Source organism: Xenorhabdus bovienii SS-2004, from assembly GCF_000027225.1.
Classification (GTDB): Bacteria; Pseudomonadota; Gammaproteobacteria; order Enterobacterales; family Enterobacteriaceae; genus Xenorhabdus; species Xenorhabdus bovienii_C.
In genome coordinates, this window is record NC_013892.1 from 3415972 (window position 1) to 3435240 (window position 19269).

The 19269-nt window shown below is 45.6% G+C and carries 16 protein-coding genes, 1 pseudogene and 1 other annotated feature; of the genes and pseudogenes, 7 read left to right on the forward strand and 10 right to left on the reverse strand.

Going from position 1 to position 19269, the window contains the following annotated elements:
- Positions 1-176 precede the first annotated feature (176 nt).
- A complete protein-coding gene (gene galE, locus XBJ1_RS14995; RefSeq protein WP_012989845.1) occupies positions 177-1193 on the reverse strand; it encodes a UDP-glucose 4-epimerase GalE in 1017 nt (338 codons plus the stop codon).
- A 212-nt stretch (positions 1194-1405) separates the two neighbouring features.
- On the opposite strand from galE, the gene XBJ1_RS15000 reads away from it, so the two are divergent.
- Together XBJ1_RS15000 and XBJ1_RS15005 are read left to right on the forward strand one after the other, a co-directional pair.
- Positions 1406-2146 (forward strand): 4'-phosphopantetheinyl transferase family protein, encoded by a 741-nt coding sequence (locus tag XBJ1_RS15000; protein WP_012989847.1) that lies wholly within the window; start codon positions 1406-1408, stop codon positions 2144-2146.
- An 82-nt stretch (positions 2147-2228) separates the two neighbouring features.
- Positions 2229-2515: pseudogene (locus XBJ1_RS15005) on the forward strand (IS1-like element transposase); the annotation flags it as partial.
- A 60-nt stretch (positions 2516-2575) separates the two neighbouring features.
- Here XBJ1_RS15005 and mog read toward each other — a convergent pair.
- The gene (gene mog, locus XBJ1_RS15010; RefSeq protein ID WP_012989849.1) at positions 2576-3151 is read right to left on the reverse strand and encodes a molybdopterin adenylyltransferase; all 576 of its coding nucleotides are present in this window, start codon (positions 3149-3151) and stop codon (positions 2576-2578) included.
- A gap of 118 nt (positions 3152-3269) precedes the next feature.
- Positions 3270-4223: a transaldolase gene (tal, locus tag XBJ1_RS15015; protein WP_012989850.1), complete on the reverse strand. Its 954-nt coding sequence runs from the start codon at positions 4221-4223 to the stop codon at positions 3270-3272.
- A 199-nt stretch (positions 4224-4422) separates the two neighbouring features.
- Between tal and yaaA the strand changes: the two genes are divergently transcribed.
- Positions 4423-5199, forward strand: coding sequence for a peroxide stress protein YaaA (gene yaaA / locus XBJ1_RS15020; RefSeq protein WP_012989851.1), 777 nt, complete (start codon positions 4423-4425; stop codon positions 5197-5199).
- 46 nt (positions 5200-5245) lie between these two features.
- On the opposite strand, the gene thrC is transcribed toward yaaA, so the two are convergent.
- The 3 genes from thrC to thrA are packed head-to-tail and all read right to left on the reverse strand — an operon-like array spanning position 5246 to position 9932.
- On the reverse strand, positions 5246-6538 hold the full coding sequence (thrC, locus tag XBJ1_RS15025) for a threonine synthase (protein WP_012989852.1): 1293 nt from the start codon (positions 6536-6538) through the stop codon (positions 5246-5248).
- A 2-nt stretch (positions 6539-6540) separates the two neighbouring features.
- Positions 6541-7491, reverse strand: coding sequence for a homoserine kinase (thrB, locus tag XBJ1_RS15030; protein WP_012989853.1), 951 nt, complete (start codon positions 7489-7491; stop codon positions 6541-6543).
- Entirely contained in the window at positions 7473-9932 is a 2460-nt protein-coding gene (gene thrA / locus XBJ1_RS15035; RefSeq protein WP_012989854.1) for a bifunctional aspartate kinase/homoserine dehydrogenase I, read from the reverse strand. Before thrA ends, thrB begins: the two co-directional genes overlap by 19 nt.
- A 25-nt stretch (positions 9933-9957) precedes the next feature.
- Positions 9958-10076: a sequence feature (Thr leader region), on the reverse strand.
- A gap of 684 nt (positions 10077-10760) precedes the next feature.
- Between thrA and arcA the strand changes: the two genes are divergently transcribed.
- The gene (arcA, locus tag XBJ1_RS15040; RefSeq protein WP_012989856.1) at positions 10761-11477 is read left to right on the forward strand and encodes a two-component system response regulator ArcA; all 717 of its coding nucleotides are present in this window, start codon (positions 10761-10763) and stop codon (positions 11475-11477) included.
- An 80-nt stretch (positions 11478-11557) separates the two neighbouring features.
- Here arcA and creA read toward each other — a convergent pair whose 3' ends face one another.
- Positions 11558-12034: a protein CreA gene (gene creA / locus XBJ1_RS15045; RefSeq protein WP_012989857.1), complete on the reverse strand. Its 477-nt coding sequence runs from the start codon at positions 12032-12034 to the stop codon at positions 11558-11560.
- Positions 12035-12737: 703 nt separating this feature from the next.
- Between creA and robA the strand changes: the two genes are divergently transcribed.
- The gene (gene robA, locus XBJ1_RS15050; RefSeq protein WP_012989859.1) at positions 12738-13619 is read left to right on the forward strand and encodes an MDR efflux pump AcrAB transcriptional activator RobA; all 882 of its coding nucleotides are present in this window, start codon (positions 12738-12740) and stop codon (positions 13617-13619) included.
- On the opposite strand, the gene gpmB is transcribed toward robA, so the two are convergent.
- Positions 13616-14263: a 2,3-diphosphoglycerate-dependent phosphoglycerate mutase GpmB gene (gene gpmB / locus XBJ1_RS15055; protein ID WP_012989860.1), complete on the reverse strand. Its 648-nt coding sequence runs from the start codon at positions 14261-14263 to the stop codon at positions 13616-13618. The two genes, robA and gpmB, sit on opposite strands and share 4 nt — an antisense overlap.
- 54 nt (positions 14264-14317) lie before the next feature.
- On the opposite strand from gpmB, the gene yjjX reads away from it, so the two are divergent.
- Positions 14318-14851: an inosine/xanthosine triphosphatase gene (yjjX, locus tag XBJ1_RS15060; protein ID WP_012989861.1), complete on the forward strand. Its 534-nt coding sequence runs from the start codon at positions 14318-14320 to the stop codon at positions 14849-14851.
- 48 nt (positions 14852-14899) lie between these two features.
- Here yjjX and trpR read toward each other — a convergent pair whose 3' ends face one another.
- Entirely contained in the window at positions 14900-15223 is a 324-nt protein-coding gene (trpR, locus tag XBJ1_RS15065) for a trp operon repressor (protein WP_012989862.1), read from the reverse strand.
- Positions 15224-15279: 56 nt separating this feature from the next.
- On the reverse strand, positions 15280-17199 hold the full coding sequence (gene sltY / locus XBJ1_RS15070; protein ID WP_012989863.1) for a murein transglycosylase: 1920 nt from the start codon (positions 17197-17199) through the stop codon (positions 15280-15282).
- A 384-nt stretch (positions 17200-17583) separates the two neighbouring features.
- Between sltY and ettA the strand changes: the two genes are divergently transcribed.
- Positions 17584-19251 carry an energy-dependent translational throttle protein EttA gene (ettA, locus tag XBJ1_RS15075; protein ID WP_012989864.1) on the forward strand — a complete coding sequence of 556 codons (1668 nt, stop codon included), beginning with the start codon at positions 17584-17586 and terminating at the stop codon, positions 19249-19251.
- Positions 19252-19269 lie beyond the last annotated feature (18 nt).

Consider the following 19269-nt stretch of genomic DNA (forward strand, 5'->3'; position numbering starts at 1 on the left):
ACCGACTGTCTGTAAAGCCGTTACTGTGATTTCAAGACAGTTAAGCATACTTATTGTGATGAATGACAATAGTTGGTAAAGAAATGGGTAATAATGCATAAATTCACAGTATCTGTTTAACCCCCTCCCCTACCTTCACGCTGACGTGACTCAGGGGAGGGATTCCCTTTTTAACCCTATTGGGTATAACCATTAGGGTTTTGAGATTGCCAGCGCCATGCATCAGCCGTCATTTCAACCAGAGTGCGGCTGGCTTTCCAGCCCAGCTCACGTTCTGCTTTTTCTGGACTTGACCAACATTCGGCGATATCACCCGGACGACGCGGACAGATTTCATAAGGAACGGGTTTGCCACAAGCGTGGCTAAATGCCGTAACCATTTCCAATACGCTAGTCCCTTTTCCGGTTCCTAGATTGTAGATGTGCAGACCTGATTTCTTGCCAACGGCATTCAGTGCCGCAATATGTCCATCAGCCAAATCCATAACATGGATATAATCGCGAACGCCTGTACCGTCATGCGTTGAGTAATCACTGCCATAAACGGACAGCTTTTCTCTGCGGCCTACGGCCACTTGAGCGATGTATGGCAGCAAATTATTGGGAATGCCCTGCGGATCTTCGCCCATAGTACCAGAAGGATGTGCACCAACCGGATTAAAGTAACGTAATAACACTACCGACCAATCACTTTCGGCGTGATGAAGATCAGACAGACAGCGCTCAACCATATACTTGCTGGTGCCATAAGGATTAGTGGTATTGCCCACGGCGGATTGCTCTGTAATTGGAACGATCTCCGGATCGCCATACACCGTTGCAGATGAACTGAAAATAATGCTTTTTACGCCCGCTTTATGCATGCTGCGCATCAGCACCAGCGTACCATTGACATTGTTATCATAGTATTCAATAGGTTTAGCGACAGATTCCCCAACCGCCTTCAAACCTGCAAAATGAATCACCGACTGAATTTGATGGCGGGAAAAAATAGTATCGAGGAATGATTCATCACGAATATCCCCTTCATAAAACAGGGGCATCACACCCGTCAATGCCGCAATGCGCGCCAATACTTCGCGATTGGCATTGCACAGGTTATCGATAATGATCGGCGTCATTCCCGCTTCCATCATCTGAACACAAGTATGACTGCCGATATATCCCATTCCACCTGTCACTAATATTTCCACATTAACCTCTTTCTCAATTTGATTGACTCATGCAAAGATTCGATAAACACGATATCACATTCTTCCGCGTGCCAGTTTTTGTTAGTGTCACTGTTTCACACAATAAAAATGATAACAAGAAAGAGTATAAAAAGAGTCAGTAAGTTAGTGAACAAGCGCTAAAGTGTGGCAAAATTAATAGATAATAACTCACCCATAATATTCTATTGATCATGAAAGAAATTACTTTTACCCCAGTTAAAACCACTGCCATCGATGATCCCTTCTTCACCGTCATCCAAAGAGGCAACTTACCCAAATACCCTGATATTCAGGTAATGCAGACTTATTATAATCAGGCTTGCTATCAGGATATTTTATTTGATAAGTACGGTATTACCTATCCGGCAAGGCTACAGAACGCGGTAAACAAACGGAAAGCTGAATATCTGGCGGCTCGCTACTGCACTCAACAGATCTTAAATAGCATGGACTATCCTGAATTTCAGGTCATAAATGCGCCAGACCGCTCTCCTGTCTGGCCTGATAAGATTTGCGGCTCCCTGTCCCACTCCGCCAACTGCGCCATTGTTTTTGCCGCTTCCCGCGAGAAATATCAGATAATTGGGGTGGATATCGAACAAGAAATTAAGCAGGATACTATCGATAGTGTTTCACGCACTGTCATTAATGAAACCGAAGCAGAATTGCTGAAAGAATGTACACTCTCTTTCGCTCAAGCATTTACTCTTACCTTTTCCATCAAAGAGAGCCTTTTCAAGGCACTTCACCCCCATGTAAAACGCTTTTTTGATTTTCATGCTGCTGAAATTACAGCCATTGATTGCCGTAATCACACCGTGAGCATCAAATTGCTGAAAACATTATCTGATGAATATCAGGCTGGCTCGCAATTTCATGGGAGTTTTGTCCTGATGCCGCAACAACAGGTGCTGACGTATTTGATTGGTTAAGTGTTAGTGGATCACGTATTCATCTCGTTGTCCCTCCCTCACGTATAATGAAAGTAAATACATGAGGGAGCGAGGGATCGTTATGGCATTAGTTGAAGTGAAGTGTCGATTTTATGACCAAAGCACGACAAAGGAAAAGCTGGGCATCAACGATATTATTGCCAGTCCTGTCGTAGAACCTTCCAGCTCGAATACACTTACCGGGCTTGCCATGAATAACGCCGGTATTCGTGATACGGCACGGGCACTTCATGTCAGTATTAACGCTGTTGTACGCACTCTAAAAAACTCGTGCCATGATGTGTATTCAGCGGCAACAGAAAACGGCAATGCTGGCTGTGGTACGCGTGGGAGCCTCGCTTGAAACGTGAAGAACCTGCGTAACAGGCTAAAACGACTCAAGCGCAAGACGCTAATTTTAGATTAACATTATCCATTTTTTAGCGGCGGCCGAAAAGCGGCGACTACCGTTTCATCAGTTTCCACATAAGGGCCATCCAGCAGTTGGATGCAATAAGGGACACTAGCAAAAATCCCTGACACCAACACCTTGCCACTGCCATCTTTCAGACCTCCCAACGTTTCCGCAATGGCTTTCGGTTGACCAGGCAGGTTGAGGATCAACGCTTGATGACGAATAACGCCCACTTGACGGGATAAAATCGCTGTTGGCACAAATTGAAGGCTGATCTGGCGCATTTGTTCACCAAATCCGGGCATTTCACGATCAGCAATCGCCAGTGTTGCATCTGGCGTCACATCACGGCTAGCTGGCCCGGTTCCTCCCGTTGTCAGTACCAAATGGCAGCCCCGTTCATCGACTAATTCACACAGGGTTTGTTCAATCAGGATTTGCTCATCAGGGATCAGCCGAGTTTCGACGCTAAAAGGCGTGGTAATCGCTTTTTCCAACCATGTTTCCAATGCAGGGAGGCCCTTGTCCTGATAGACACCGTTTGAAGCACGATCAGAAACAGACACGAGGCCAATGCGCAGTAGATTCATACGAACCTCAATTAACAGAAAAAATAGAGAGAAAATATCGCTTATGGTGAAGCGAAAAAATAAAAGGCGACCTCATTATGTCGCCTTTGTGGAAGAAAAAATAGCGTGTCGCTTAAGATTACAGCAGATCAGCGATCATGCTCTCAAGCTTGCCCTGATCTACGGCAAATTTACGAATACCTTCCGCCAGTTTTTCGGTCGCCATCGCATCCTGATGGTGTTCCCAGTAGAACTCAGCTTCTGTCAATCGAGCTGGACGCGCTTTGATCTCGCCTTCATAACCCAGTTTGCACTCAACTTCACCTGCTGTTTCAGATAATTCTTTCAGCAGCGCAGGAGAGATAGTCAGACGGTCACAGCCAGCCAGTTCCAGAATTTCACCGGAATTACGGAAACTTGCGCCCATAACCACCGTGTTATAACCATGTTCTTTGTAGTACTGGTAAATTTCAGCAACAGAGATCACGCCCGGATCTTCATGTGGTGCGAATTCTTTCTTATCGCCATTCGCTTTGTACCAGTCAAGGATCCGGCCAACAAACGGAGAAATCAGATAAACACCCGCTTCCGCACAAGCGCGCGCCTGAGCAAAAGAGAACAGCAGGGTCAGGTTACAATTGATGCCTTCTTTTTCCAGTTGCTCCGCCGCACGGATACCCTGCCATGTAGAAGCCAGTTTGATCAGAATGCGGTCATTGCTAATACCCGCTTCGTTGTACAGTTTGATCAAACGTTTTGCTTTCGCTACGCTGGCTTCAGTGTCATAAGAAAGGCGCGCATCAACTTCGGTGGAAATGCGGCCAGGGATCAGTTTCAGAATTTCCAGACCAATATTGACTGCCAATTTGTCGCCGGCATCAATAATCTGCTGCTCACGAGAATCGCTCTGACCACGCGCCCATTCAATGGCTTCATTAATCAGTTGGCGGTATTCAGGGATTTGAGCTGCGTTCAAAATCAAGGAAGGGTTGGTGGTTGCATCTTGCGGCTGATACAGCTTCATTGCCGCGATATCCCCAGTATCTGCTACGACTGTTGTCAGTTTACGCAGGGAAGTCAGTTTATCGGTCATGTTTAATATCTCATCGTTATACGTAAAATATTGGCACTGTTGCCTCGCCATCCGGTGATAATAACATGGTCAAGCGCTGCTGTAAGGTAGGAAAATCTTATCGCTGTTATTCGCCCTTTTCAGTTTGTTTTTGCTAAAGTTGAGAAAGCCTGCATTATGGGGAAAACGATTCGAAACAAAATCATATCGGAACAAAATCATGCTTATTACTATTTCACCTGCAAAAACACTCGATTATGAAAGTCCACCCGCAACAAAGAAATATAGCCAGCCTGCATTGCTGGGGGAATCCAAGCAATTGATCGATGTCTGCCGAACCTTAACGCCAGCGCAAATCGGTAGTCTGATGGGCATCAGTGATAAACTGGCCGGCCTGAATGCGGCTCGTTTTGGTGAATGGCAGCCGAATTTCACCCCGGAAAATGCCCGTCAGGCGATCCTCGCCTTTAAAGGTGACGTCTATACCGGTATGCAGGCAGAAACTTTCTCAGACGCCGATTTTGACTTTGCCCAAACGCACTTGCGGATGTTATCCGGCCTGTATGGCGTCTTACGCCCTCTTGATCTCATGCAGCCGTATCGGCTGGAAATGGGGATCAGGCTGGACAACCCGCGTGGCAAGGATTTGTATAAGTTCTGGGGGGATCTCATCACTGAAAATCTGAATGCTGCACTGGAACAGCAAGGTGATGATGTGTTGGTCAATCTGGCATCAGATGAGTATTTCAAGTCAGTGAATACTAAAAAGCTAGCGGCTCAAATTATCAAACCAATTTTTCTGGATGAAAAGAATGGCAAGTATAAAGTGATCAGCTTCTATGCCAAGAAAGCGCGTGGGCTGATGAGCCGCTTTATCATTCAGAATCAACTGACTGATCCTGCCCGGCTGGTGGAATTCAATCTGGAAGGATACGCCTTCGATGAATCGCTCTCCAAAGGCAGTGAGCGGGTATTTAAACGCCCTGAACAGCATTGATTGATGTCACTCCACCCGCTATTCAGGTGGAGTGACAGATACGACGTTATGTCGGCGCTCTTTCCATTAAGAATTCGCGCAAACTCGCAAAGTCAGCAGGCAGAAAGTGAGATAACAGAGCTAAATCCGCACGCTCTGCCAATTCCTGTGGCAATGGCAGCGGCTGGCTGAGGATCGCTTCAACGCTTTCTTTGAACTTGGCCGGGTGAGCCGTTCCCAAGAACAGACCATACTCTCCTGCCTGTAATTGATCACGCAGTACACGATAGGCAACAGCGGCATGGGGTTCGGAAATATAGCCTTTGGCGGCCAGTTCTTGCATTGTGGCCTGAGTGGTGCTGTCATCCACCACACCATTGGCTAATTCACTGAGTGACCAGCCTTTGCGCTGGAACAACTCTTCAATGCGCGGCCAGTTATTTGGCTGGCTGACATCCATCGCGTTCGAAAGAGTCGCAACGGTCTGATGTGGCTGCCATGCTCCTTCAGACAGATAACGGGGAACGGTATCATTGACATTCGTCGCAGCAATAAAACGTTTTACTGGCAGCCCCAACGATTTCGCCAGCAACCCCGCTGTCAAGTTACCGAAGTTGCCACTTGGCACGGAAATCACCAACTGTTCACGTTTTTCTGCTGGGATCTGGGCAACAGCTTCAAAGTAGTAGCAGATTTGTGCCAATAAGCGGCTGATATTAATTGAGTTGGCAGAATTGAGATACAATGCACGTTTCAGTTCTTCATCATCAAAAGCCTGCTTTACCAACGCCTGACAAGCATCGAAATCGCCCTTGATAGCGACGGTGTGGATATTCCCTCCCAGTGTGCAGAACAATTTTTCCTGCAATGGGCTGATTTTCCCTTCTGGATAGAGGATCACCACCTGTACGTTGTCCAGGCCATAGAAGGCATGAGCAACCGCCGCTCCGGTATCACCGGAAGTTGCAGTCAAAATAGTAACCGGCTGTTCTCCCGCGATTTGTGTGAGAATTTGCGCCATAAAACGACCACCAAAATCTTTGAAAGCCAGTGTCGGTCCATGATACAACTCCAGCGAAACGATATCGTCTTCGACGCCCGTCACCGGGGCAGGAAAGGCAAAAGCATTTTTGACACGAGCCGCCAATTGTTCTGCGGGAATTTCATCACCAATAAAAGCGGAGAGAATTCGCTGGCTACGGCTGACAAAATCCAGTTTCAATAATTCGTCGATTTCGTCACGACTGAATTCAGGTAAGTCCTGCGGAAAAAACAGCCCCTGCTGTCTGCCCAATCCCTGTTTAACCGCCTGTGAAAAGCTGACCTGCTCGCTGCTGTCTTTTAAATTATATAGTTTCATCGTTACTCTACCTGTCGTGCGCCTGCGAGATCCAGACGGCAAATATGCACAAAACCTTCATCATTTTGTACGTAATGTTGTTGCAGCCACTGTGCGACTTCTTTCGCTACAGCCATGTCATTGCAGATCGCAAATAATGTCGGCCCAGAACCCGAAATACTGCACGCCAGAGCTCCTCGTTTCTTTACTCCATCACGCGCATTGGCAAATCCGGGTAAAAGTTGTGTGCGATAAGGTTCAGCAACGACATCTTTCATCAATTTAGCCGCCAGTTCGGATTGCTGGGTATGACAGGCGTGAATAAATCCCGCAAAATAACGACCGTGCTCAATCATATCCTCACGGGGGTAATTTGCCGGCAGAATGCCACGGGCTTCTGATGTCGAAACTTTGATGCCGGGGTAAGCCATCACCCACAACCAATCATCAAAAGTAGGAACAAACTGACAAACGGCATTTTTCTGCGCAAGGAGCAGTTGCAACCCCCCTAAGTAGCATGGAGCGACATTATCATAGTGTACACCGCCGGAAATACGTCCCTCCAACTCGCCCATCATGTCCAACAATTGGTTGCTGTCAAATGGACAGTCAGCATACTTATTCAATGCCACCAGAGCAGCAACCACCGAACAGGCACTGGAACCCAGCCCTGAACCAATCGGCATGTTTTTTTCCAGTGTCATGGCAACAGGCAGCTCTTTTCCCAGATGCTGGCAAAAAAGCTGCCAGCATTGATAAACAATGTTGTGTTTGGGATCAGCAGGCAATTTGTCGGCAAACCGCCCTTCATTACTTAAACTGAAATGTTCAGCTTCACAGACAGAGACGCAATCTCCAAGCAACGAGCCATCAACAGGAGAAACCGCTGCGCCGAGCACATCAAACCCAACGCCAACGTTCCCGATAGAGGCGGGTGCATAAATTCTGACCACCATTAAACCCCCAATTTCCATGACAGAGTTCGTAATATATCGGCAAAAACCCCGGCGGCTGTGACATCATTCCCAGCACCGTAGCCACGTAGCACCAGCGGAATGGGTTGATAATAACGGGTATAGAAAGCCAGTGCGTTTTCGCCATTTTTGACCTTATAAAGCGGATCGTTGCCATCAACTGCGGCAATTTTCACCCTACAACGGCCTTGTTCAATGATGCCAACGTAACGCAGAACTTTCCCCTGTTTTGCGGCATCCGCAACACGATGAGTGAATTCTTGATCCAGCTGTGGCAAACGTTGCAGGAAGCGACCAACATCACCGCTGGCATCAAACGCAGCCGGCAAGACTGGCTCGACGTGAATATCTTCCAATTCCAGTTCATAGCCAGATTCACGTGCAAGGATCAATAGCTTGCGGGCAACATCCATACCGGAGAGATCATCCCGTGGATCCGGTTCGGTAAAGCCCTTTTCTTTTGCCAGCAGAGTCGCTTGTGAAAGCGTCATGCCTTCATCCAACATACCGAAAATATAAGACAACGAGCCGGACAGAATGCCGTTGAACTGCACCAGTTCATCCCCCGCATTGAGCAGATTCTGCAAGTTTTCGATAACCGGCAATCCTGCTCCTACGTTGGTGTCATACAGGAATTTTCGTTTCGATTTTTCGGCTGCCTGACGAATTTGACGATAGTAGGCCATCGACAACGTATTAGCCTTTTTATTCGGTGTCACGATATTAAAACCATCGCCTAAAAAGCTGGCATACTGCTCCGCAATCGACTGATTCGAAGTGCAGTCCACAATGACCGGATTCAGAAGATGATATTCTTTTTCAAGACGGATAAGGCGGCTCAAGCTGAAAGGCTCGATCGCTTCCGACAGTGACTGTTGCCAATTATCCAGACCGATGCCCTGCATATCCGTCAACATCGCCCGTGAATTGGCAATGCCACACACTCGCAGATCAATGTGTTTTTGTTTGAGCCATGACTGCTGGCGACGGATCTGTTCAATCAATGCACTACCCACCCCTCCCACACCCACCACGAAGACTTCAACCACTTGAGCGGTGTTGAACAACATTTGGTGGCAGAACCTAACCGCTGTGGTAGCGGTATCATTGTCAATCACTGCCGAAATGGAACGTTCAGATGATCCCTGTGCAATGGCGATAATGTTAATATTGGCGCGGGTCAGCGCAGAGAAAAACCGGGCAGAGATACCTCGCTGAGTGCGCATTCCGTCCCCAACAACAGAGATGATGGCAAGGTTATCGATCACATCAATGGGATCGAGTACACCATCTTTCAGCTCCAGATAAAATTCTTCGGTCAGCGCTTTCTGTGCTTTTGTCAGCTCCTTTTGCGGCACACAGAAGCTAATGCTGTACTCCGATGAAGACTGTGTGATCAACACGACAGAAATACCTTTGCGAGACATGACGGAAAACACCCGCGCCGCCATCCCGACCATACCTTTCATGCCAGGACCTGAGACGTTGATCATCGCCATATTGTTCAGGTTGGTGATGCCTTTGACGGGCAGATTTTCGTCTTTCTGTCCTTCTCCGATAAAGGTGCCCGGCACATCGGGGTTCGCCGTGTTTTTAATCAGGCAAGGGATCTGAAATTGGGCAATAGGCGCGATTGTCCGCGGATGAAGGACTTTGGCACCGAAATAAGAAAGCTCCATCGCTTCCTGATATGACAAGCTTTTTAGCAGACGTGCATCGGGTACAGCCCTTGGATCGCAAGTATAAACGCCATCTACGTCAGTCCAGATTTCGCAGCAGTCTGCGCGTAAACACGCAGCCAGCACTGCCGCTGAGTAGTCGGAACCATTGCGCCCCAGTACCACCAATTCACCGTTATCGTTACCCGCAGTAAAACCCGCCATCAGAATGATATGCCCAGCCGGGATGTTCAACGCAGCAATGCGTTTGGACGATTCGTGAATATCAACGGTCGATTCAAGATAATGCCCGTGGGCAAGCAGGTTTTTGACCGGATCAATAACTGTCACTTTATGACCCCGCGCCTGTAAAACCGCCCCCATAATGGCAATGGACAGTTTTTCACCGCAACAAATCAGAGCAGCATTAATGCTGTCTGGACACTGCTTCAATAGCGAAATGCCATGCAAGGTCTGTTTCAGGTAGGCAAATTCACGTTCCACAACGCCTTTCAGGTATTCATAACCGAAATTCGGCTGATGTTCTTTTAAGCCCGACAGCAAATCAGCAAAGATTTGGGACACATCGCTCATGTTAGAAACAATATCCTGCCCTGCAACCGTTTTGTCTATCATCGCCACCAAGTGGTTCGTGATTTTTGCAGGTGCAGAAAGAACCAGGGCCACTTGCCCAAGGGATAGTTCACTTTCGGCGATATCAGCAACACTCAGTATACGCTGGTAATTTGCAACTGAGGTGCCCCCAAATTTCAGTACTCGCATTAGTATTTTTCTCCTGATTTCTGTCCAAAAAAAAGCCCGTATCTTGTAGGATACGGGCTTTTTTTATTTTATGTTTACGCGTCAGCCCGCCCCGTAACTCATGGTTCCGGTGGTAATCGTCGTAATGGTTTCTGTAGTAACCTTATTTTTCGGGCTGATATGGCGCATGATTTCCTGTCTGTCTTTTAATTCGGTTGACCCCCTATTGGTTAAAGCAAACTGTGGCCGAAGTCAAATATTTTTGTCATGAAAGCATAAAAAAATGCCATTTTTCGCGTTGTAATCATTCAGGATATAGCGAAACGATTACGCAATTATCTGGCCGACAATGTCGGTTTATAGAATTTAATGTCATAAAAAACATATTTTGTAATTATTTTGTCTTTATGATAAAAACACGCTCATCTTGACATGAGCGTGTTACTGTTAACCTCTCTACACGTTCTGGCAACATCACAGAGTTAACAACATTCTTTCAATTTAATAACATATGACCGAGTTTAAAATTAACAATTACAACGAATGTTAACGTGCTACAATTGATTTTGATATGTATCAACAAAAGTTAGCTTTTTTAGAGGGCGAATGCATTACTAGCTGTTATGTTGCTGTTAATAGACTAATATATGCCCCTGTTTAAACCCGCTTTTTCGGGTATGTACCCTCAAAAAAGCGATGCTGGCTTCTAGCGTAAAATATATCAACAACGTTTATTTTGGACATGAGCTGCGTTTTCTGTGATTCAGAACAATATCAGCATATTTTCTTTTAATAATAACAGCTTGCGTCATACAGATTCTGTTTTTTTAGCGATTTTAGGTAGCAACCATGCAAACCCCGCACATTTTGATTGTTGAAGACGAAATTGTCACACGCAATACCCTGAAAAGCATTTTTGAAGCTGAAGGGTATGTCGTTTATGAAGCCACTGATGGCTCAGAAATGCACAACATTCTGTCAGATAACGATATCAACTTAGTGATTATGGATATCAATCTGCCAGGTAAAAATGGGTTACTTCTTGCCCGTGAATTACGTGAGCAGGCAAATGTCGCCCTGATGTTTTTAACAGGGCGTGACAATGAGGTGGATAAAATCCTTGGGCTTGAAATTGGCGCTGATGATTACATCACCAAGCCATTTAACCCACGAGAATTAACCATCCGTGCACGGAATTTGCTTTCCCGGACTATGAACCTGAGTCATTCAGGTGAAGAGCGCCGTCAAGTTGAAAGCTATAAATTCAATGAATGGGAATTAGATATCAACAGCCGCTCTCTGGTAAGCCCAATGGGAGATCAGTATAAACTGCCACGCAGCGAATTCCGCGCGATGCTCCACTTCTGTGAGAATCCGGGGAAAATCCAGACTCGTGCAGAACTGCTGAAAAAAATGACAGGGCGCGAACTTAAAGCTCATGATCGCACCGTTGATGTCACTATCCGTCGGATTCGTAAACACTTTGAAACCACACCAGATACTCCAGAAATCATCGCCACCATTCATGGTGAAGGCTATCGTTTCTGTGGAGATTTAGAAGACTAATCGATACCAGCTAAACTACCGCATTTGCAAAAAAGCCCTGAATGACCTTCGACATTCAGGGCTTTTGTTTAATGGGTAACTCACTCTTTCCACGGCATCATCGGCACCGCACTGATCGCATTTTTAGGCGACCCGTCGATGACTTTATCAGAATAAGTTAAATAAATCAGAGAACTACGTTTAGGATCGTAGAAACGAACCACCTGAAGTTTTTTAAACACCAGAGATGTACGTTTTTGGAAAACAACCTGCCCTTTTTTGGGAGATGTCTTGATTTTGTCGCTCAATTCAATCGGCCCGACCTGCTGGCAGGATATAGCGGCATCAGAAGTATCTTCTGCCAACCCCAATCCGCCTTTGATCCCGCCTGTCTTAGCCCTGCTCAGATAACAGGTGACATTTTTGACATCAGGATCATCAAAAGCTTCTATTACTATTTTGTTATCAGGACCGAATAGTTTGAACACGGTATCGACAGAACCGATCTCCTCAGCATGCAGGATCACAGGAGAAAAGATCAAGGCAGCCGCTATTACTATTTTCTTGATTGTTACCATATTTAGTCCACTTAAATTAAATAAATGCAGTGAAAATATTCACTATTAACATATAATGCTAATCAATACCTTTCATTAAATCATTTTCACCACTAATGTATTTATGACGAAAAATCGTGACATTATAGCTGAACAGCCATTCTAAACGAGTAAAAAATGGCCTTTAAGTCCATTTCTACTGGTTAACTCACTTTTTGAATGACACTTAAAAATACGCCTATTTTGAGAAAGTTTTTATCAGCCTGTTTTATGTTCAACATCCACCAACCTATGTATGTTGGCGGGTGGAAATGGTTGTGAAAATGAACATAATGATGCCTATTGTTAATGAATTTAACAATATAACTCTTGACAGATTATCGGTTAAGCTATTAATTTATTCCAAGAAAATTCTTGTTTAATTTAATGAGAAGGTTTTTCCGTAAAAGTGGGTATTACATGCTCAGGTTTACACAAAACAAAATTAATCATTCATGGCATCTAGAATTAACAACTTTTACCAGTGAGAATAGGAATAATTTCTGCTCTCCGACCATCAAGAGGCATCATAAGCTATGTTTTTTACCTTTTGGAAATGGTAGGTGTTAATTCTCGACCAAACTGCATAACAGTTGCATTCAGAAAAACGTTTTGGTTTTTCAAAATAGTAAGTTGTTGTACATTTGTATGATTTTCTTTTTGTCTTAATGACTTAGGGAGATGTATGGATCAAACCAACATCATTCGAGATTTGCTGCATTGGATGGATAATAACCTAGATCGTCCACTATCCCTCGATAACGTTGCAGCAAAAGCAGGTTACTCCAAGTGGCACTTACAGCGCATGTTCAAGGACGTCACAGGTCAGGCTATTGGTTCTTATATCCGAGCAAGACGGTTATCCAAAGCCGCAGTTGCATTGCGTTTAACCAGTCGCCCTATTCTGGACATTGCATTGCAATATCGTTTTGATTCTCAACAAACGTTTACTCGGGCCTTCAAAAAACAGTTCAACCGAACGCCTGCTTCCTACCGCCGAAATGAAGAGTGGTGTGCTACGGGTATTTGTCCACCCATTATGTTGGATAACAAACCGTTGCCAGCACACAAGTATGTCACGTTGGAAGATCAGCTTCTTATCGGTACTGAGCATACTTGTTCTTATACTCTAGAGCAGTGGTCAAGTGCCTGCACAGAGATGCGTCACGGTTTTTGGGTAAACTATCTGCAACATGCTGAAACACTTCCCCCCAGGCTGTACGGATTGCACCATTCCGATCTCAGCGCAGAGCATGAAGATGAGCAGACTGTTTTCTATACCACAGCAATAGAACCAGAATATGCCACATTTAATACGCAAGACAATAGGCCTGTTGTTCTACCTGGCGGTGACTATATTTCATTCAGTTATTTTGGGGGCAAAGAACAATTAAAAGAGTTCCTCTTTACAGTTTATGGTATCTGCTTGCCTAAATTAAACATCACTCGCAGGAAAGGATACGATGTTGAGCGATACTACCTTACTAATCTTGAATGGAAAAACTTTGAGGATGAGTCTCAAACCCACGTTGTGGAATTTGAGTACCTCATCCCAATTGAGCGTTAACCCTGTAATTCATCCAATGCGGGCATATCCAGATGTGTGATATCACCCGCAGTTTCAACAATCCAGCCCGAAGCCAGCCACGGGCTATCTTGATAATCCACTCTTGAGATAGAGCAGTTTCTTAGCCGCAGGCGGCGCTCCGAGTTGGCAGGAAGCCCCAAGATAGAACTGACCAAACAGACTAATGCTATACCATGACTCACTAACAACGGGCGGCTGCCTGCTGGCAGGCCAAGGCAACTTTCCAGCGCTGCCCGCATACGAGCTGACAATTCATTCATTGATTCACCTTCTGGGATCTTCCCATTTGGTGTACCATCGACAAGACTTTTACGCCAGGATTCTTCTTCAGGAGTCAGGGAATTCAGTTCACGATTTTCCAGAACACCCATGTTTAACTCCCGCAAACGGGGTTCCAGCAGCACTTTACACCCACAGGCTTTCGCGATGATTTCTGCGGTTTGACGTGTTCGACCAAGGTCACTGGTGATAACATGTGTGATGTTTTGTGATTTTACTCTCTGTGCTACCAAGCGTGCCTGACGCAGGCCAATTTCAGTCAAGGGACTGTCAGTTTGCCCCTGAATACGGCGAGCCACGTTCCATTCGGTTTCGCCATGGCGAACAAGATAGACCTGTAACATATTCATTTTCCGTTATACTGCATCTGAAATAGTTCAAAGGATAATTTATTTATTATGTACCACGTTATTGCTGCAACAACTAACCCTGCAAAAATAAAAGCGATTAACCTTGCATTCGATGATGTTTTTGGCCCCGGCACTTACCGCATAGAAGATGTCAACGTAGACAGCAGCGTCCCTCAACAACCCATTGGCAATACTGAGACCCGTACCGGTGCCCGTCACCGCGTGATGGCAGCCCGTCAGGTTCGGCCAGAAGCCGATTTTTGGGTTGGAGTTGAAGCTGGAATTGAAGATGACATGACGTTCGCCTGGATGGTTATCGAATACAAGCAAATTCGGGGTGAGTCGCGCTCTGCCAGTCTGATGCTGCCTGAAAAAGTATTGGAAGGCATTCGTGAAGGACGCGAGCTTGGCCATGAAATGGCTTATTTGACCGGCGTCGATAATATCAAGCAGAAAGGTGGCGCAATCGGCTTTTTTACTAACGGTATTCTTACCCGCACCAGCGTTTATCATCAGGCGCTGATATTGGCTCTTGTTCCTATTCATCATGAAATTTACAAAGAGTTGAATAACCAACCTTAACGGCGTGGCCGTCAGGGGTCATAACAAAATGACCCCGCTTTGGTTATTTTAGCTTTTTAATAATTGCGCTTCCAACCACGCCCTGACAGGAGCTGGTGCTGCTTTTAAGCTGTTGGAGCCACGCGTAATTGTCGCTATACCTACACTAAGTTCATTTTTCAACTCACGCTGGCTCATCTGCCCACGCATTAATTCCTGAACAATCCGAATCCGAGTTGACAGAGCCGTGCGCTCATCGGGAGTCAATAATAGCTGCAAAATCGGATGTTGCAAATTTTGTTCAAATGCTGACTGTAACAATCCCACAAAAGTGAGCCAGTCATCGCTATTTTCCGGGGTGAGTGCCGGATCAATCAAGTGATTTGGTATCATAATAAGCGGCCATACTATTTAACTAGTACAGCAGCATACCATAGTTATATCTAAAATTAATAACGCCTTTGCCATTCTGCGTTAGTCAACGCATTTGAATGTATTCCCATAAAATTATGGTAATACATATCATAAGCCAGTACGTTTTTGACATAATCGCGTGTTTCCCCGAAAGGAATGCTCTCAATAAAAGCTATCGCGTCAATACGATCAGCACTATTCGCCAGCCAGCGTTCAACATTTTTGGGGCCAGCATTATAGGCCGCACTGGCAAGAACACGGTTATTGCCAAAACGCTGGTAAACCAAGTCCAGATAAGCTGTACCCACTTTGATGTTCATCGCTGGATCCATTAATTGACTACTGCTGGAATACCCCTGAATCTTCTGCTCCTTCACGGTATGCTCTGCGGTTTTTGGCATGATTTGCATCAATCCGCTAGCTCCCTTCCCAGAACGAGCCTGAGGATTCCATGCACTTTCCCGTCGGGCAATCGCCATCGCATAACTTTGTGAAATATTTTTATCAACAGTAAAATTCGCAAATTCCTTCTGCCATGCCAGAGGGAAACGCTCCTCAAGATGATCCCACATTTTACCCGTAATAGTGGCCTGTACACTGAGTGCCGGCCAATGCTGCTCAAGAGCGTAACGGGCCAACTGTTGCTGTTTAAACGGGCTTTGTGAAGAAACAAAGTTATTCCATTCTGAGTTCGCCAGATTATCCATATTCCAGTATATCAACTCATGGATACGCTTTATTTCCCGCATTTTTGCAATCGAATCATCTGGTTTTTCTGCTTTATCAATCATCAATGGATAAGTGAGATTTAATTTCTGCGCAGCCACCATGGAATAAAAACCTCGCTTTTCCCTAAGGTTATGCAATATTGCTTCACCCTCTGCTTGCTTACCTTCATTAAGCAAGACAATGGCACTCCAGTATTGCCACTCCTCTTTTTTTTGCAGAGTACTTTTGGGAAGCAATGACAACCACTGTACCAGCCCTTTTTCATCGCCATCTTGCAGTGTCAAACGGACGCGTCGCTCAAGCAGATTGGTAGATTGCGAATCTCGTATGACCTCATCCCGCCACTTCGCCTGCTCTGGTGTGACATTGCTCATTAAATTCCACGCCACTGCATCTTTTAACAATTGATGCTCGGAGTCATTCATTTTCTGCGTCCGAACAATAGCAGGAATACTGTGTCTGGCAACTTCTGCGTCTTTACGGGCAAAACGAGAAAACGTGGTCATGATAACGGAACGGGTAAAATCCGTTGATGTGGATGTTTGGGCAAAATGCTCAATGAAAGCAGGATCACTTTGCAATTTCAGTAGATTCTCACCCAAGCTCCGATAGCTCAAAGGCAAGCGTTTAATCAGATAATTAACCAACTGAGTGTTATTTGATTTAATCGCCAATTCCACACGCTGCAAAATTAAATTTGCAGATAAATACCCAGCCTGTTCCCAGACATCAAACAATTTATCGCAACTGCCGGGCAATGTGTTGCCACTCAACCACAGTTCTTGGGCACCTTTCCATGCTACCTGCTGATTTCCGGTGGCCCATTTAGCAAAGTAATAATTGCAGCGCGTCATAACAGCCCTTGGTGCATTTGGAGTGAATGCCAAAATACCAGACCAGTCTCCATTGCTTGCCAGAGAATCGATATATTTGGATGTCAGAGAACGCGCTGGTGGTAAAGTCGGATAAGTATCAATAAAGTGGCGGATTTGCTGAGGCGTGGCAATATCCAAATCTTGAGTTAACTGGCGATATTCGAGATAAGGATATAGGGGATAATCTTTCAGCGTTGGCATTAATCGTTCAACTTCCGCCATATTTTTCGTCTCCCACGCCAGCTTTACCGCTTGATATCGCTCACGTTGGGCGTCCAAAGAATCCGCATGTGCTGCCCCTGCAACAAAAACCAGACCCACAGCTATCGTAAAATGCCGCCATTTATTCATTACTACATGCTCCTCCAAAGGACTAAACGGATAACCACCAATACAAAAATGCTATTCAATTATAACCATATTATTGACATGATTGATTACAACAGTGAATTCATAAGGATAAGATTTTTATGAAAGAATCGTTTAGAAGAACACACCTAATCTCATTTGTATTCCGTCCCACAGTGAATACAATCGTCAGACAGGAACGGGGATCCCACTTATAAACACACGTTCCGCACAGATAGTTTTTACCGTTTGCGGTAATTGGATGCTTGAACTCGTGCTAATCAGGTAGCAACACGATATGTAAAATTTAGGGTAAAATGCCCCATCCATGCCCCATAAACGCAAACGAATTTAAAAATTCCCTTAATAATCAAAAGGTAAATTACATTGGCTCAATATGTTTATAGTATGCATCGGGTTGGTAAAATTGTTCCCCCCAAAAGGCATATTCTGAAAAATATTTCTCTGAGTTTTTTCCCTGGAGCAAAAATTGGTGTTCTCGGCCTCAATGGTGCGGGTAAATCGACCTTACTGCGCATCATGGCAGGTATCGATAACGATATTGAAGGGGAAGCTCGTCCACAGCCCGGCATTAAAATTGGTTATCTGCCGCAGGAGCCAAAGCTCAACCTTGAACATACCGTTCGCGAAGCTGTAGAAGAAGCGGTCGGCGAAGTCAAAAATGCGCTGACGCGTCTTGATGAAGTCTATGCCGCTTACGCCGATCCTGATGCAGATTTTGACAAGCTGGCAAAAGAGCAAGGTCAACTGGAAGCGATTATCCAATCCCATGATGGGCATAATCTGGATAACCAACTAGAGCGAGCGGCCAATGCCCTGCGTCTGCCAGCATGGGATGCCAAGATTGAGCACCTTTCAGGGGGTGAACGTCGCCGAGTTGCGATTTGCCGCTTGCTGCTGGAAAAACCAGACATGCTGCTGCTCGACGAACCTACCAACCACCTTGATGCCGAATCTGTCGCATGGCTGGAGCGCTTTCTGCACGATTATGAAGGCACTGTCGTTGCGATTACCCACGACCGTTACTTCCTCGATAACGTTGCTGGCTGGATTTTGGAACTTGACCGTGGTGAAGGCATTCCATGGGAAGGCAACTATTCTTCATGGCTGGAACAAAAAGACGCACGTCTGGCACAAGAAGCCTCCTCAGAAGCTGCTCGACGCAAATCCATTGAAAAAGAACTTGAATGGATACGCCAAAATCCGAAAGGACGTCAGGCAAAAGGTAAAGCGCGTCTGGCTCGCTTTGAAGAGCTCAATAACGTTGATTACCAAAAACGTAATGAAACCAGTGAATTGTTTATCCCGCCAGGTCCGCGTCTGGGTGATAAAGTGCTGGAAGTGACCAACCTGACTAAATCTTATGGCGATCGGGTTTTGATCGACAACCTGAGTTTCGCTCTGCCAAAAGGGGCGATTGTTGGAATTATCGGCCCGAACGGTGCGGGTAAATCAACTTTGTTCCGTATGTTGTCCGGTCAAGAGCAACCTGATTCGGGTTCAATCACACTGGGCGAAACTGTTACGCTGGCTTCCGTTGAGCAGTTCCGCGATAGTATGGATGATAAAAAAACCGTCTGGGAAGAAGTTTCCGGTGGTCAGGACATCATGCGCATCGGCAACTTTGAAATACCAAGCCGTGCCTATGTTGGACGCTTTAACTTCAAAGGCGTAGATCAAGGCAAACGTGTCGGCGAATTGTCTGGTGGTGAACGTGGCCGTCTGCATTTGGCTAAACTGCTGCAAGTTGGCGGCAATATGCTGCTGCTTGACGAACCCACCAATGATCTGGATATCGAAACTCTGCGGGCACTGGAAAACGCCCTGCTGGAATTCCCTGGCTGTACGATGGTCATTTCCCATGACCGTTGGTTCCTTGACCGTATCGCGACACACATCATTGATTATCAAGATGAAGGTAAAGTTGCTTTCTTTGAAGGGAACTTCAGCGAATACGAAGATTATAAAAAGCGGACAATGGGGGCTGAAGCACTGGAGCCACACCGCATTAAATATAAGAAAATCAGTAAATAAACCTGATCGCGGAAACGG